Source organism: Streptomyces sp. NPDC060184, from assembly GCF_042728795.1.
In the GTDB taxonomy this organism is placed as follows: Bacteria; Actinomycetota; Actinomycetes; order Streptomycetales; family Streptomycetaceae; genus Streptomyces.
Genome location: NZ_JBHWYX010000015.1, coordinates 1 through 14005, shown reverse-complemented (window position 1 = coordinate 14005; position 14005 = coordinate 1). Strand labels below are relative to the sequence as shown.

The 14005-nt window shown below is 73.0% G+C and carries 12 protein-coding genes; 6 read left to right on the top strand and 6 right to left on the bottom strand.

Annotation, left to right across the window (positions count from 1 at the left end):
- Nucleotides 1–402: 402 nt before the first annotated feature.
- The 3 genes from ACFWEE_RS12640 to ACFWEE_RS12630 all read right to left on the bottom strand — a co-directional run bounded on the left by ACFWEE_RS12640 (nt 403) and on the right by ACFWEE_RS12630 (nt 2329).
- Nucleotides 403–621, bottom strand: coding sequence for an MbtH family protein (locus tag ACFWEE_RS12640; RefSeq protein WP_386888594.1), 219 nt, complete (start codon nt 619–621; stop codon nt 403–405).
- Nucleotides 622–1203: 582 nt separating this feature from the next.
- Entirely contained in the window at nt 1204–1599 is a 396-nt protein-coding gene (locus tag ACFWEE_RS12635; protein ID WP_386888592.1) for a GNAT family N-acetyltransferase, read from the bottom strand.
- 136 nt (nt 1600–1735) lie between these two features.
- On the bottom strand, nt 1736–2329 hold the full coding sequence (locus tag ACFWEE_RS12630; protein WP_386888591.1) for a sigma-70 family RNA polymerase sigma factor: 594 nt from the start codon (nt 2327–2329) through the stop codon (nt 1736–1738).
- A 351-nt stretch (nt 2330–2680) separates the two neighbouring features.
- Between ACFWEE_RS12630 and ACFWEE_RS12625 the strand changes: the two genes are divergently transcribed.
- On the top strand, nt 2681–3859 hold the full coding sequence (locus ACFWEE_RS12625) for a hypothetical protein (RefSeq protein WP_386888590.1): 1179 nt from the start codon (nt 2681–2683) through the stop codon (nt 3857–3859).
- 211 nt (nt 3860–4070) lie between these two features.
- On the top strand, nt 4071–6143 hold the full coding sequence (locus tag ACFWEE_RS12620) for a BTAD domain-containing putative transcriptional regulator (protein WP_386888588.1): 2073 nt from the start codon (nt 4071–4073) through the stop codon (nt 6141–6143).
- A gap of 81 nt (nt 6144–6224) precedes the next feature.
- Here ACFWEE_RS12620 and ACFWEE_RS12615 read toward each other — a convergent pair whose 3' ends face one another.
- Both ACFWEE_RS12615 and ACFWEE_RS12610 read right to left on the bottom strand, forming a co-directional pair.
- Nucleotides 6225–6947, bottom strand: a complete 723-nt coding sequence (locus ACFWEE_RS12615) for an alpha/beta fold hydrolase (protein ID WP_386888587.1) — start codon at nt 6945–6947, stop codon at nt 6225–6227.
- Nucleotides 6948–7081: 134 nt separating this feature from the next.
- Nucleotides 7082–7660 carry a Dps family protein gene (locus ACFWEE_RS12610; protein WP_386888586.1) on the bottom strand — a complete coding sequence of 193 codons (579 nt, stop codon included), beginning with the start codon at nt 7658–7660 and terminating at the stop codon, nt 7082–7084.
- A 590-nt stretch (nt 7661–8250) separates the two neighbouring features.
- Between ACFWEE_RS12610 and ACFWEE_RS12605 the strand changes: the two genes are divergently transcribed.
- The 4 genes from ACFWEE_RS12605 (at nt 8251) to ACFWEE_RS12590 (ending at nt 12215) form a co-directional block, all read left to right on the top strand.
- On the top strand, nt 8251–10131 hold the full coding sequence (locus ACFWEE_RS12605) for an amidohydrolase (RefSeq protein ID WP_386888683.1): 1881 nt from the start codon (nt 8251–8253) through the stop codon (nt 10129–10131).
- Between the two features lie 123 nt (nt 10132–10254).
- Nucleotides 10255–10917 (top strand): hydrolase, encoded by a 663-nt coding sequence (locus ACFWEE_RS12600; protein ID WP_386888585.1) that lies wholly within the window; start codon nt 10255–10257, stop codon nt 10915–10917.
- 49 nt (nt 10918–10966) lie between these two features.
- Nucleotides 10967–11506, top strand: a complete 540-nt coding sequence (locus tag ACFWEE_RS12595; RefSeq protein WP_386888682.1) for a DoxX family protein — start codon at nt 10967–10969, stop codon at nt 11504–11506.
- A complete protein-coding gene (locus ACFWEE_RS12590) occupies nt 11487–12215 on the top strand; it encodes a YoaK family protein (protein WP_386888584.1) in 729 nt (242 codons plus the stop codon). Before ACFWEE_RS12595 ends, ACFWEE_RS12590 begins: the two co-directional genes overlap by 20 nt.
- 80 nt (nt 12216–12295) lie before the next feature.
- Here the strand turns inward: ACFWEE_RS12590 and ACFWEE_RS12585 are convergent, their stop codons facing one another.
- A complete protein-coding gene (locus ACFWEE_RS12585; RefSeq protein ID WP_386888583.1) occupies nt 12296–13522 on the bottom strand; it encodes a helix-turn-helix domain-containing protein in 1227 nt (408 codons plus the stop codon).
- Nucleotides 13523–14005 lie beyond the last annotated feature (483 nt).

The window sequence follows — 14005 nt, the reverse complement described above, 5'->3', positions numbered from 1 at the left end:
GCGACCTCAACGGACCCCATAGACCTCAAGGGGACCGCAAGGGACATCGAAGGACCTCATCCGGTCCGAAGTGGACAGGAATCGATCAGGATGACGGACCGGACCACGCGCCGGAACGCCGCCCACCCCGACGGGGCGAGGGCGCCCCGCGCACCGGCGACGGACCAGGGGCGCCCCGTGATCCGTCGCGCTCCCGCCGGGGAGTCCGCACGTACGGGGCGGCCCCGGGTCGTGTGGTGAAAGGGCCGTCGTCCGCCCGGAAGGCGGGTCGGGTGGTGTCCGGTGCGTGCGATCGCACGGCGGGGGGGGCGCCCCGGTACTGGATGTACCGGGGCGATCCCGACGACACGGCGAGCGTGCGTGCCAGGCGCCGCCCGACAGGCGGGACTTTCACCACACGGCCTACTCGGAAGCCGCCCCCGTCGCCCTCACCAGGCTCGCGGGCCGCATGTCGGTCCAGGCGGCCTCGATCGCGTCCAGACACTCCTGGCGCGAGCCCTCCGGGCCGACGGCACGCCAGCCGCCCGGAATCTCGATCCGCGCGGGCCACAGCGAGTACTGCCCCTCGTCGTTGACCAGCGCCACGAACCGTCCCGACTCGTCGTCGAAAGGATTGGTCACGGCCTTCCCCCACCTGTTCTCGCGCATTCTGCGACTTGTCCGTCAGACATTCCCGGGCACCTCGCGCCGGACCATTCCCGCCGCGACGCCGCCGGCCCCCGACCCTTCGCCCGGCGCTCCGGCCCCGGAGAGATCGGCGACGTATCGCACGCTCTTTCGATGGACCTTCACTGCCGGAACAGGGTCACACCCCGACTTCACCCGTTCATGCCAATCACATTAGAGGATGCACGGCCACCGAAGTCCCCATTCGCTCCATTGCCCCGCACACCCCGAATCCGACGAGGCGGCCCATCTCGCCCTGGACATATGCCAAGTGATCACCTGTGAAACTGTTCAGTCACCCCATGTCCCTCTTGCGCGGGTATCACTGAATTTGGGCCCCGGCATTTCACGGAAGCGCCCGCGCGCGCCCGCAGACGTCATCGTGCCGAATGATTCGATCGAGCTACCGTGCGCCGGGCACGCGCCCCGCCCGCCACGCGATTGGCCCGTGTCCGGAACGCGAAAGGGCGTCCCCCTGGGGGCCGGTCCGGCGGCGCTCGTACCGCGGCCCGCACGCGACCGGAACCCCGTGCGGCGTCAGAGAGCGATCAGCCCCGCCGGGGTCGCCCGGAAACCGCAGACGTCGACGTAGAACGTCCGCAGATGCTCCTCGAAGTCGACGTGCAGCCAGGCGCATCCCGCCGCGCGGGCCTCTTCGGCCGCGGCGGCGACCAGCGCCGCGCCGACCCCGCGCGACCGGTGGTGCCTGGCCACCGCCGTGTCCAGCAGGAAGGCGTGGACCCCGCCGTCCCAGAGCACGTTGACGAACCCGATCAGCGAGCCGTCCTCCCGCGCGCAGACCCAGCCCAGGCTGTGGCGCTCCAGGCGGGCCCGCCAGTCGATCCCGGCGGGCGGGCCGCCGAACGCCTCGGCGTGCAGTGCGTCGAGGGCCGCGTCGCCGAAGTCGCCGCGCCACTCGTAGGTGATCGTCACACCCGGGATCGTAGGGGTGCCGCGGGCGCGGCCCCGGGTGCGGGAGCCTCGGGGGCGTGTCCCGTGGCGCCCGGGACGCGGCCGGGACGACCGGCGGGCCCGCGGCGCACGCGCCCCGGGGCGGACCGGGTGCCGGTCAGGAGTCCGGGGCGAGCACACCTCGGTTCTTCAGGGCACTCTTCAGTGCCCTGACGGCATAGTGGCAGCGGGACTTGACCGTGCCCGGGGGGACACCGAGGCGCTGCGCGGCGTCGGCCACGGTGAATCGGGCGTAATGGACGAGGAGAAGGGCCTCCGCGTGCTGGGGGGACAGATCGCGCAGCGCCTGGACCAGCATCTGCGAGGTGAGGAGTTCCTCGGTCCGGTCCACGGTGGGCGCCTCGGGGTGCTCGCCCGTGAGCAGTTCCGGCGGGCGCACCTGGCGCGCCCGGTAGTGGTCGATGGCGAGATTGCGCACCACCCGGAACAGCCAGGGCCGCGCCTCCTCGGAGGAGCGCAGGTTGTCGGCGTGGTGCCACGCCCGCGCGGCGGCCTCCTGGACGATGTCCTCCGCCTGGTACCAGTCACCTCTCATGAGCCGGGAGGCGTACCGCACGAGATCGCTTCCGTGCCGGTCGTACAGCTCACGGGCGAAGGCGTCCCGGTCCGGAGAGCCGCCGGTCGTCCCTGGTGCCGGCCCGGACGGGCGCGGCTCGGCACGGGCTCCGACGGCGTCCAGGGTGCCCCTCATGGCGTGCAGTCCTTGCTGATCGGGGAAGTGCTGGTCCGCGCGGGCCGCGCATGCACACACCCAGGCTGACCGCAGGCTCTTGGCCAGAACTTGCCGATCGCTTGCCGTCTCCGGGCCGCCCTCACGAACGGATGCGTCCACTGCCACCGCGGTTCCGCAGTGCTGTCGGCCGCCGGTCACCATGCGATCGAACCCGATCGATGAACTGGTCGTAGGGGGAAAGAACGAGGGTCCTCGCGCGGCCCGGCACCCGGCACTCCCGGCCCCCACGCCCCAGGTCCCAGCCGTCGCACTCCCTCGGCCGTCGGACCACGTGGTCCCGCGGATCGGCATCAGTGAGCAAGGAGCGGTATGTCCGACAAGAACGAGGCCGGGGGAGAACCCCACGCCTCGCTCCGGCGGCTCCCGGAGCGCGGCACGAGTCCTGCCGCCCTCGTGGCGGGCGCCCCAGCCGGCTCGAAGCAGACCGAGCCGAAGAGGACCGGCTCGAAGCAGCCCGGTCCGCGGAACGACGCCACGCAGCACGCGGGCGGGCAGAAGGGCGGCGCGGGGAAGTCCGGTGCGCAGAAGGCCGGTACCGGACGGATGTCCCAGCTGGTCCAGGCCGCCCGGCCGCCGCAGCGGTGGGTCCCTGTCGCGGCGGCGGCTGCCGTCGTGGCCGTGGCGCTGCCGCTGGCCCTGAAGTACACGGACGGCTCGGACCGCTCCTCCAGCGACGCGTCCGAGAGCGCGCAGCTGAGTTCCGGCGGGTACGGGGAGGAGCTGCCCGCCGGTGACCCGCTCCAGGCCGGTCCGGCTCCGTCCGCGTCGAAGTCCGGCAAGGGAAGCTCCACTTCGCCCGGCGCCGACACCAAAACCGGTCAGGAAGGCCGGACGGACACGGACGGCGGGGCGGCGAAGGGATCGGGCACGGAGCAGGAGATCCGGAAGAAGGGCGGGGACGGACAGCAGGAGGACACGCGCTCGTCGGGCACGGTCTCCGAGGACGGCACGGACTCCGAGGACGGCACGGTCTCCGAGGACGGCACGGACTCCGAGGACGGCACGGTCTCCGAGGACGGCACGGACTCGTCCGACGTGGTGAGCGGCGACAGCGGAGGGACGACGGCGAAGGCGCCCACCGGATGGGAAGGCGTCAAGCGGTCCCTCACCAGCGACCGCGCCGGTACGTGCCTGGCGGTCGGGTCGGAGCGGGCGGTCGTCGTGGGAACGTGCGGCCCGGCGAACACGTGGGAGCGCATGATGACCGACGACGGCTCCTTCCTCCTGCGGCACGCCTCGGGGAACCGGTGCCTGGACAGTGGCGGTGACGCCATGTACGTCTCGCCCTGCACCACCGCCGACTCCGGCCAGCTCTGGCGCTCCACGACGGCGAGCAGCTGCTCGGTCCACCTGACGAGCCCGCGCTTCGGCACCTACGTCACCGTCTGGAACACCGGGACGGTGGGCCTGGGGTCCGCTTCCGCCTCGTCGGACGCACCGGCCAAGCGTTCCTGGACGGTCTCGCCCGCCCTTCCGGAAGGGTGCTGACGGCACGGCCCTCGGGACGTCGGTCCGGATCAGGCCTCCGCGGGCCCGGCCCGGCCCGGACCGACGTCCCCCGTCCGGCTCGCCGCGTCGGAACGGGCACCGGATGGCCGGTGCATGGGCAGCGCACGGGCGGTCTTCGGCCTGGTGCGTGAGCACATCCCTGCCCGACGGTGGCGTGGACGTAGGGATGTGTCTTCCTGTGGAATTTCGTTTGCTGGGGCCCCTGGAAGTCGGGCGGGGCGCCGAGAACCTCGATGCGGGGCCGCCCACCCGGCGGGTGCTGCTGCTCCGTCTCCTGCTGGAGAACGGGCGTGCCGTCTCCGTGGAGCGCCTCTGCGACGATCTGTGGGAAGGCCGCCCTCCGGCGAGCGCGGTCTCCTCCGTGCAAGCGCACATCAGCAGGCTGCGGGCCGTGCTGGAGCCGGAACGCGCGCCCCAGGACCGGGGCAGGGTGCTGCGGCGGGTGCCCACCGGGTACGCGCTGCGGATACCCCCCGAGTCCCGTGACACGGTCCTCTTCGAACGAGCGCTGCGACGGGCGCACGGGCTCGCCGCAGGGTCCGGGTCCGGGCGCGGGGAAGCCCTCCGGGAGATCGAAGGGGCGCTGCGCATGTGGCGGGGCACGCCCTTCGCCGACGCCGCACACAAGCCCTTCGCCGCGGGCGAGGTGACCCGGCTGGAGGAACTCGGGGCCGGAGCCGAGGAGTTCCGGACCACCCTGCTCTTCGAGGAGGGCCGGACGGCCCAGGCGATCATCGGCGCGGAGAGTCTGGTCGAGCGCCACCCGCTGCGCGAGACGTCCTGGGTGCTGCTGATGCGCGCCCTGTACGCCGCCGGACGGCACGCCGAGGCCCTCCAGCGGTACGAGACGGTACGCGCCCTGCTGGCGCGCGAGCTCGGTCTGGACCCCGGCCCCGCGCTGCGCGCCACGCAGGTGGCGGTGCTCCGGCACGACACGGAGTCGCTGTGCCCGTCGGCCCGGCCGCTCGACCGGCCCGCACCCGCGTCCGTACCGGCCCGCGCACTCGCTTCCGTACCGGCCCCCGAGCCCGCGCCCGTACCCGATTCCCCGCCGGCCTCCGTGCCCGCGTCCCTGCCCGCCGGGGTCCCCTCCTCCGTGGCTCCCCCGCCGCCCCGTGATCCCGTGCGTCCGTTGCGGGGGCGCGAGGAGGAGATGGCCAGGCTCTCCGTACTGCTCGGGGAGGCCGCCGGGGGGCGTACCGGCTGGGCGGTCGTCTCGGGTGGACCCGGCGTGGGCAGGACCCGTCTCGCCGAGGAGGTGGCCCGGCAGGCGGCGGCGTCCGGCTTCCGCGTGGTGTGGGCGCGGTGCGCCGGCAGCCCCGGAGCCCCGTGGGAGACGCGGGACGGCCCGGTGGACCGGCTGGCATTCGATCTCCGGGACCGGGCGGCGGCACCGTCGGCGGGGCCGGACGCGGACGTGCCGGTCCTGTACGTGGTGGACGACCTCCAGCGTGCGGACGCCGGGCTGAGCGGGCTGCTCACCGGCTGCGCGCGCGGGGTGCGCGGAGCTGCGTTCGCCGTGCTGTGCACCGTCTCGGACGACCCGGGGCGCGAGACGGACCGGCTTCTCGCGGATCTGGCGTCCTGCGGCGCCGATCTGATGCACCTCGCCCCTCTGTCGCGTGCGGCCGTGAGGCTGATCGCCAGGGACTCCGGCACCAAGTGCCCGGGTTCCACGAGCACGTTGCACGGTCTGAGCGGCGGGAACCCCTTCCTGCTCACGGAGTTGCTGAAGCTTCCCCCACACTTGAGGACGGGCGTGTGCGCCCGGACACCTCCGGCGGTGCGGAGTGTGACGCGGGTCGGCCTGGCCGGGCTGACGCCGGCCGCCCGCCGGATCGTCGACGTCGTCGCGGTCCTCGGGGACCGGCCGGACATGGCTCTCGTCGCCCGGCTGGCCGCCCTGCCGTCGCGCGAGGTGCGCGCACTGGCGGACGAGGGCGTCGCCGCCGGACTGCTGGCCTGGTCCGAGGCCCCCGACTCCCGGCGGCCGGGCGGCGGTTACGTCTTTCCGGCCGGGCTGTTGAGGCGCGCGGTCCTGGCGGAGATGGCCCCGTCGCGCAGGGAGTTCCTGTACGCCGAAGCCGCCCGGTCGCACGCCCCGCAGCCCGGACCGGAGGCCCCGGACGCCGTACGGCACACCGTGAACGGCCGGGCCACGGCCACCCGGAAGAGCCCGCGTCCCGGGCGGCACCCGTGTCCGGGCGGAACACGGCCGGACACCACCCGGGCACGGCACCCGCCGGGCGGCCCAGAGGGCTGACGAACCATCGAGCTGACATTCCATCAGCCCCACAGCCCGTGAGCCCGTCAGCCGGGCACAGCCCGTGAGCCCGTCAGCCGGTCAGCCGGTCGCGCGGACGGCGCGCAGGATCAGGTCGGCCACGGGGCCGGGGTCGCTCACGGAGACCGCGTGGGGTGCGCTGACGCTGACCGTGTGGGCGCCGGCCCGCTCGGCCATCCATTCCTCGGCGGCCGGCGGGATGTTGCGGTCCTCGGTGGCCACGAGGTACCAGCTGGGGATCTCCTTCCAGGCGGCGGCGGTGGCCTCGCCCTGGAGCGCGGCGAGGGCGATCGGGCGCTGGCCCACCGCCATCACCCGGGCGGTCTCGGCAGGCACTCCGGCCGCGAACTGCCCTTCGAAAAGGTGCTGTTGAATGATCAGCTCCTCACCCTGGCCACCGTCGGGAAGCGGGTAGGACTGGGTGGTGGTCGCCTCGCCCAGGGTGCTGCCGGGGAACTTCCCGGTGAGTTCCAGCGCGCTCTCACCGATGTCGGGCACGAAGGCCGCGATGTAGACGAGGGCCTTGACCTGCGGGGCGCCGGAGGCGGCGATGCTGATGACCGAACCGCCGTACGAGTGGCCCACGAGCACGACGGGGCCCTGGACGCTGTCCAGCACGCTGCGGATGTAGGCGGCGTCGCTCGCCAGTCCGCGCAGCGGCAGCGCGGGTGCCAGGACGGGAAGGCCCTCCTGCTGGAGGCGTGCGATCACCGAGCTCCAGCTGGAGGCGTCGGCGAAGGCGCCGTGGATCAGGACGACGGTGGGGGCGGTCGAGGGGGCCATGGGAGAACTCCTGGGTGAACCGTGGTACGGACAGGGCCGACCGGTCGGCCGGGGGTGCGGCCGGGCGGTCGTGGAAGAGAGAAAGCGGGGTGCCGGCGAAGACCTCGTGGGAGGGACCGCTCGCCGGGGTGGCGTCAGGCGCGGACCAGCGGGGTGTCGACCAGGTGCTCGGCCAGGAACCACGCCTGCAGTTCCCCGGTGCGGATGACCTGCGAGACCAGCAGGTCGTTGGTGCCGTCGTCGCCGAGTTCGATGGTCCGGGCCGCCGCGTCGTGGGCGTCCACCAGGATCGCCTCGTGCGCCTCCAGCAGCCGGGAGAGCATCGCCGGGACCTCCTCGGCGCCGTCCGGAGGCCGCGGGATCGAGGTGATCTCGGCGACGTGCCGGGGGTCGCCCACGGCGACCCCGCCCAGGGACTGGACGCGTTCGGCGATGGTGTCGACGAGTTCGAGCTGCTCACCCGCGTGCTTGTCCAGTACCAGGTGCAGTTGGTAGAAGGTCGCGCCGCGCATCAGCCAGTGGTGCTTCTTGTAGAGGCCGTAGAGGATCTGCGTGTCGGCCAGGACCTTGTTGAGCCGCTGGCAGGAGTACATCCGCGCCTCGTAGGTGAGGCCGATCGGGAACTGCTTGACCGTGCCGAACTCCTGGATCACTTCGCCCTTCTGGTGCAGCCACGGCTGGCTGCCGCTCGCGGACGGGGACGGGTTGGTCATGGGTTCCTCCTGCGGTGCCGTGCTGTGTCTCGTGGGGTGCGTGCCGCGCCGCGCTGTGCCGCGCCGCTCGCACCTGCGTGGGGTCCGGCCTCGATCCGCCGGACACCACCCAGGCGACGCTAGGCGCCGGAGCCGGCGACGTGTGTCCCGCAGCGCATGCGGTGATGCCCGTCAGCGCACGAGGCGGGAACGCAACGGAACCGGTGCGCTCCTGGAACGCACCGGGTGCGCTGCCGGAACACGCGGGCGCACCGACTGCTCCTAATGTCCTGAGAGAGCGATCGGGGACCACCGTCTCGACGAAAACGCCGGACACGCCACACACGGCGCCAAGTTGCCCCTCTTTCTCTCTCCACCGCCGTCGCCCGGCCGCACGCGAAGAGCAAGCCGGACGAGACCGAATGCGGCACCGGCTCTCGCACACGTGCCGGTGCGCGTTCCGAACCCCGGTACGTATTCCGGTACGTATTCCGGTGCGCATTCCGGTACGCATTCCGGTGCGCATTCCGGTGCGCATTCCGGTGCGCACGAAAACGAAGCACGTCCCACCAGATGTTCCCACTGCAGGAGGTTGTCGAAAGGTGTCCACGATGCCGGTCGGAGGGCTGGTCCCCAGCGCCACCGAGAACGCAGCGGACCTCGTCGTCCGCAACGCGAAGATCCACACCGGTGACCCTGGTCGCCCGCAGGCAGGGGCCTTGGCGATCCGCGACGGCGTCATCACGGTCGTCGGCGACGACAACGACGTGGCGCCTTTCGTCGGCCCCGGCACGCGGGTGGTCGACGCGCTCGGCCGCCGGATGGTCCCCGGCCTCAACGACTCCCACCTGCACGTGATCCGGGGCGGGCTCAACTACGTCCTGGAGCTCCGCTGGGACGGTGTCCGTACCCTGCGCGAGGGTCTGGCGATGCTCCGGGAGCAGGCGGCGCGGACCCCGAAGGGCCAGTGGGTGCGGGTGGTCGGCGGCTGGTCGGCCGAGCAGTTCGCCGAGCGGCGGCTGCCGACCGTCGCGGAGCTCAACGCCGCCGCACCGGACACCCCGGTGTTCGTGCTGCACCTGTACCAGTCGGCGGTGCTCAACCGGGCGGCGCTCAAGGCTGCCGGGCACACCAGGGACACCCCCGATCCGAAGGGCGGGCAGATCGTCCGTGGCCGGGACGGCGAGCCCACCGGCATGCTGCTGGCCGCGCCGAGCGCGCTGATCCTGTACTCGACGCTCGCGAAGGCGCCGGTGCTGGAGGGCGGGGACAAGAAGGTCTCCACCCTTCACTTCCTGCGGGAGCTGAACAGGTTCGGCCTCACCTCGGCGATCGACGCCGCCGGCGGCTTCCAGAATTTCCCGGAGAACTACAGCACCGTCGCCGAACTGGCCGAGGAGGGCCGGTTGTCGCTGCGGATCGCCTATCATCTCTTCCCGCAGACAGCGGGCCAGGAAATCGACGACCTCAGGCGCTGGATCGAGATGACGCGCGCCGATGACGGCGACGCATGGCTGCGTCTCAACGGCGCGGGTGAGAATCTGACCTGGGCCGCCGCGGATTTCGAGAACTTCGCCCAGCCGCGTCCGGAACATTCGCCGGACTACGAGGTCGAGTTCGAGAAGGCCGTGCGTCTCCTCATGGAGAACGGCTGGGGATTCCGGCTGCACGCCACGTACGACGAGACGATCCGCCGGGACCTCGCGGTGTTCGAGAAGCTTGCCGCCGAGGGCCTCTTCCCGGCCGGGAACCGGTGGCTCTTCGACCACGCGGAGACCGTCTCGACGGACAGCCTCGACCGGGTCGCCGCGCTGGGCGGCGCCATGTCCGTACAGAACCGGCTGTCGTTCCAGGGCGAAGCGTTCCTGCGCCGTTACGGTCCCGGTGTCGCCGCGGACGCACCCCCGGTGCGGGCCATGCTGGAGCGCGGGCTGACCGTCGGGGCCGGTACCGACGCCACCCGGGTCTCCACGTACAACCCGTGGATCGCCCTGCACTGGCTGGTCACCGGCCGCACCGTCGGCGACGTGGTGCTGCGTCCGCCGCTGAACCGGGTCGACCGGGCGACGGCGCTGGCCATGTTCACCCGGGCGGGCGCGGAGCTGACGGGCGAGCAGGACGTCAAGGGCGTGCTGCGGCCGGGTTGCTTCGGTGACCTCGCGGTCCTCTCCGAGGACTACTTCGAGGTGCCCGACCAGGACATCGCGCACATCGAGTCGCTGCTGACCGTCGTCGGCGGCCGGATCGTCTGGGCCACCGCCGAGTACGAGGGCCTGGACGAGGAGTTGCCGCCGGTCAGCCCGGAGTGGAGCCCGGTCACGCGTTTCGGCGGCTACCAGGCTGCCCCGCGCACCGGTCCGTCGGGCGCTCGCCAGGCCGAACTGCTCGGTCAGGCCGTCGCCGAGTCCGAGCAGCACCGCCAGTGGCGCGCCCGGCGCGGCCTGGCTCCCGAGGCCCAGAGCCCGGTCTTCGACCCCTGCTTCTCGCTCTGATCCTCCCCCTGATCTCCCGGGAGGGGCCCGGTCACGAGCCGCCCCTCCCGGGGCACCACCGCACCACCGCGTTCCCGCGCCGGGCGTCCGTCCGCGCGCGTCCCCTTCATGAAAGGTTCTCCCATGGCCGACATCTCCGAGGTCACCGCTGTCCCGAGCGACGCCCTGCTGACCCCCGACAACTGCGCGGTGCTCTTCGTGGACCACCAGCCGCAGATGTTCTTCGGCACGGGCAGCGGCGACCGCACCGCGATCATCAACGCGACGGTGGGCCTGGCGAAGGCCGCCAAGGTCTTCGACGTCCCCGTGGTGCTGAGCACGGTGGCCGCCGAGTCCTTCTCCGGGCCGCTCCTGCCCCAGCTGGCCGACGTCTTCCCCGAGCAGAAGATCATCGACCGTTCCACGATGAACGCGTGGGAGGACGTCGCGTTCGTGGAGGCCGTCAAGGCCACCGGCCGCAAGAAGCTCGTGATCGCCGGTCTGTGGACCGAGGTCTGCATCGTGCTGCCCACCCTCTCCGCGCTCGCGCAGGGTTACGAGGTCTACGTCGTCGCCGACGCGTCCGGCGGCGTCACCCCGCAGGCCCACGACCACGCGGTCCAGCGAATGGTCCAGGCCGGCGCGGTCCCGGTCACCTGGGTGCAGGTGCTGCTGGAGCTCCAGCGCGACTGGGCGCGTGCGGAGACGTACCTGCCGGTCATGGACGTGGTGAAGGAGCACGGCGGCACCTATGGTCTCGGCGTCGTCTACGCGCAGGCCGTCATCGGCGAGCACGCGGCCGGCTGAGCCGCCCCGAACGGACATCGACGAAACGTCAGGAACAGGCATGAACGCAATGGACACCGGGCTCCTGGTCCTCCGTCTGCTGGTGGGACTCCTCATCGCCGGACACGGGGTGCAGAAGGTCAGCTTCCGGCTGGGCGGCAACGGGTTCGCGGGCGGGACCGAGGAGTTCCGCCACGACGGCTTCCGCGGCGGCCGTCTCACCGCGCTCGCCGCGGGCGCCAGCCAGATCGGCGCCGGCCTGTTCCTGGCGGCCGGTGCGCTCACTCCCCTGGCGGCGATGGCCGCCATGGGGGTGATGACGGTCGCCGGCACCGTCAAATGGCACAACGGGCTGTGGGTCCAGAACGACGGATACGAGTACCCGATGGTCCTCGTCGTCGCTTCGGGGGCGCTCGCGCTCACCGGGCCGGGCCGCTGGTCGGCCGACCGGCTGCTCGGAACGGACCCCTGGCCGCTGTGGGTCGTGGTCGCGGCCCTCGTGGCCGGTCCGGTGAGCGGCCTGCTCACCCGGGCGGTGCTGCACCGCCCCTCCGTACCCCACCCCACCACCCCGGAAGGAGCGACTCCGCATGCGCGCCCTGCTCGTTGACGCGGTTCGCACGCTGGTTCCCCCGAAGGAGGACCGGCACGGCCCGCTGCCGCCGCTCATGCTGACGCTGACGGTGGTCACCGGCCTGATCGACGCCGTGAGCTATCTGTCCCTCGGGCACGTCTTCGTCGCCAACATGACCGGCAACGTGGTGTTCCTGGGGTTCGCCCTGGCGGGTGCCGACGGCCTGTCCGTGCTCGCCTCCCTGGTGTCCATGGCCGCGTTCCTCACCGGCGCGCTGGCCGGAGGCCGGTTCGGGGCGCGGTTCGCCGCGCACCGGGGGCGGCTGCTGGCCTTCACCACGGCGCTCCAGGCGGTCCTCGTCCTCGGCGCCCTCGTCGCGGTCACGGTCTCCGGCGGCGAGGTGACCACCTGGGCCCGCTACACCCTGATCGTCCTGCTCGGCCTGGCCATGGGCATGCAGAACGCGGTCGCCCGCCGCCTGGGCGTCCCGGACCTGACGACGACCGTGCTGACCCTGACCCTGACGGGGCTGGCCGCGGACTCCGGCCCGGCCGGTGGCGCCGCGCCCCGACCCGGACGGCGCGTCCTGTCCGTACTGGCCATGTTCCTCGGCGCGCTCGTCGGCGCGGCGCTGCGCACCGAACTCCCCGTCACCCTGGGCCTCGCCCTGGCGTTCCTCGTGGTGACGTCCCTGGTCGTCCGCCGCCTCTCGGCCCCGGACGCGGCCTGGGCCAAGCCGGTCTGACCGGGGGCGCGGGGCCGGGGCGCGGGGCCGGGTCCCGCGCCCCGGGCCGTACCCGCGCCGGTCGGCCCGTCGGCCACGGCCTACGCGGACAGGACGCGCCGTCCTCCCGCCGGGAGGCTCCGGTCCTCGGCGGGGGGCCGGGTACGGCCGGGAAACGCCGGCTGCTCCGTCGACGCCGAGGACTGCCATTCGCTGGGAGACATGCCGTAGGCGTCCCGGAAGGCCCGGCTGAAGTGCGAGGGGCTGACGAACCCCCAGCGGTGCGCCACGGCGGCCACGGTGAGCCTGCGGCGCGGCGAGCGGCCGAGCTCGCGGCGGCACGCCTCCAGTCTGCGGCGGCGGATCAGCCGGCTCACCGTGGTGCCCTCGTCCTGGAAGAGCTTGTGCAGGTAGCGGACGGAGATGTGGTGGGCGCGGGCGATCGAGCGCGGTGACAGGTCGGGGTCGGTCAGATGCAGCTCGATGTGGTTCCGGATGCTCTCCGCCATCCGTGTGCCGGGGTCCGAGGGACCCGGGTGCTCCGTCTCCACGGAGTCCGTGACGAGATCGGCCAGGATCTCCACCGCGTTGGCGACGAGCCGCTCGCCGCTCCGCGACCGGTGGGTCTCCCTGCTCTCGGCGAGCACCGACAGGGAGTGCGACACCAGCGCCCCCACCCCCTCCGCACAGCGCAGCGGCACCCCCAGGACCCGGCGCAGATCGGTGTCGGTGATCGCCAGGAGTCGACGCGGTACGTGGAAGACCGTCATGCGGCACGCGTCGCCGGGGCGCGGGGAGGCGGGCGTGCCGGGCCCGCAGAACACGATGTCACCCGGCTCCAGGAAGACGTCGGATCCGCCGCGGGGGACGGCTGCCGCACCGTGGACGTGCTGCGCGAGGTAGAGCGTCTGCCCGTCGCCGGAGTCCGACAGCCACGGCGGGACGGAGACTCGTGCGTGGCCGGGGTGGACGGAGTCTCCCGGGTGGACGGAGCCGTGGGACTCCAGGACGGAGATCCGCAGGCGCTCGGCCGCGGCACCGGGAGTGCGCCGGCCCAGCACCGTCAGATGCGGGCGGCCCTGGACCGAGGGAACGAACGGGGCGGAGAGGTGGGAGCGGCCCGAGGCGGCCGAGGGGTTCGGCGGGCGGTCAGGCCCCGCCGCTCCGGCTCCGGCTCCGGCTCCGGCTCCGGCTCCGGCTCCGGCTCCGGCCAGGGAACGGCAGCACCCGCCCGCCGGCCGGTCCGCGTTCGCCGTCGCTCGTCCTCTCCCGGAGCCGCGGCCTCCCTCGGCCTCGGCGTTCTGCTGGGTGTGCACGGCGTTCCTCACGCTTGATCTCTCCGTCTTCACTGTGATCGTCGGCACCTCGACAACGCGGCCGGGGCGTCCGCACGGGCCCTTGGGCACGGTCCGGCGCGCGGCCGGACGCTCGTCCGTCGGGTGCCTCCGGAGCCACGCCCAAGGCGTCGTGTCCGGGTACTCCGGATGCTGTCAGCGGGGCGGAGCGCCACGCTTCTGTCATGTGACCAGTCATGGGCCGGCACGCCGCCGCGACGGGACTCCGCCGATCGCTCCACGCCGCCGACCTGGCAAAATGCCTCGGAGCGGCCTGTTCGTGCGTCGCTCGGCGCCCCTCGGGGCGGGGTGGTTCGCGGGGAAGGGAAGAGCAGCATGGATCTCGGTACCGAGTCGGTGGCCGAGCCGGAGATCCTGAGCAGGGAGGCCGAGCTGGCCCGGATCTTCGAGCTGGTCGACACCGCGGAGGGCACCGGCTCGAAGGTGCTGGTGCTGACCGGCGAGCCCGGTGCCGGC

Bases quoted from the DNA above. Each gene is read 5' to 3' on its own strand.
- ACFWEE_RS12590 (WP_386888584.1), top strand. From the start codon at position 11,487: ATGCGCGCCCTGCTCGTTGACGCGGTTCGCACGCTGGTTCCCCCGAAG.
- ACFWEE_RS12625 (WP_386888590.1), top strand. From the start codon at position 2,681: ATGTCCGACAAGAACGAGGCCGGGGGAGAACCCCACGCCTCGCTCCGG.
- ACFWEE_RS12630 (WP_386888591.1), bottom strand. From the start codon at position 2,329: ATGAGGGGCACCCTGGACGCCGTCGGAGCCCGTGCCGAGCCGCGCCCG.
- ACFWEE_RS12595 (WP_386888682.1), top strand. From the start codon at position 10,967: ATGGACACCGGGCTCCTGGTCCTCCGTCTGCTGGTGGGACTCCTCATC.
- ACFWEE_RS12610 (WP_386888586.1), bottom strand. From the start codon at position 7,660: ATGACCAACCCGTCCCCGTCCGCGAGCGGCAGCCAGCCGTGGCTGCAC.
- ACFWEE_RS12615 (WP_386888587.1), bottom strand. From the start codon at position 6,947: ATGGCCCCCTCGACCGCCCCCACCGTCGTCCTGATCCACGGCGCCTTC.
- ACFWEE_RS12600 (WP_386888585.1), top strand. From the start codon at position 10,255: ATGGCCGACATCTCCGAGGTCACCGCTGTCCCGAGCGACGCCCTGCTG.
- ACFWEE_RS12605 (WP_386888683.1), top strand. From the start codon at position 8,251: ATGCCGGTCGGAGGGCTGGTCCCCAGCGCCACCGAGAACGCAGCGGAC.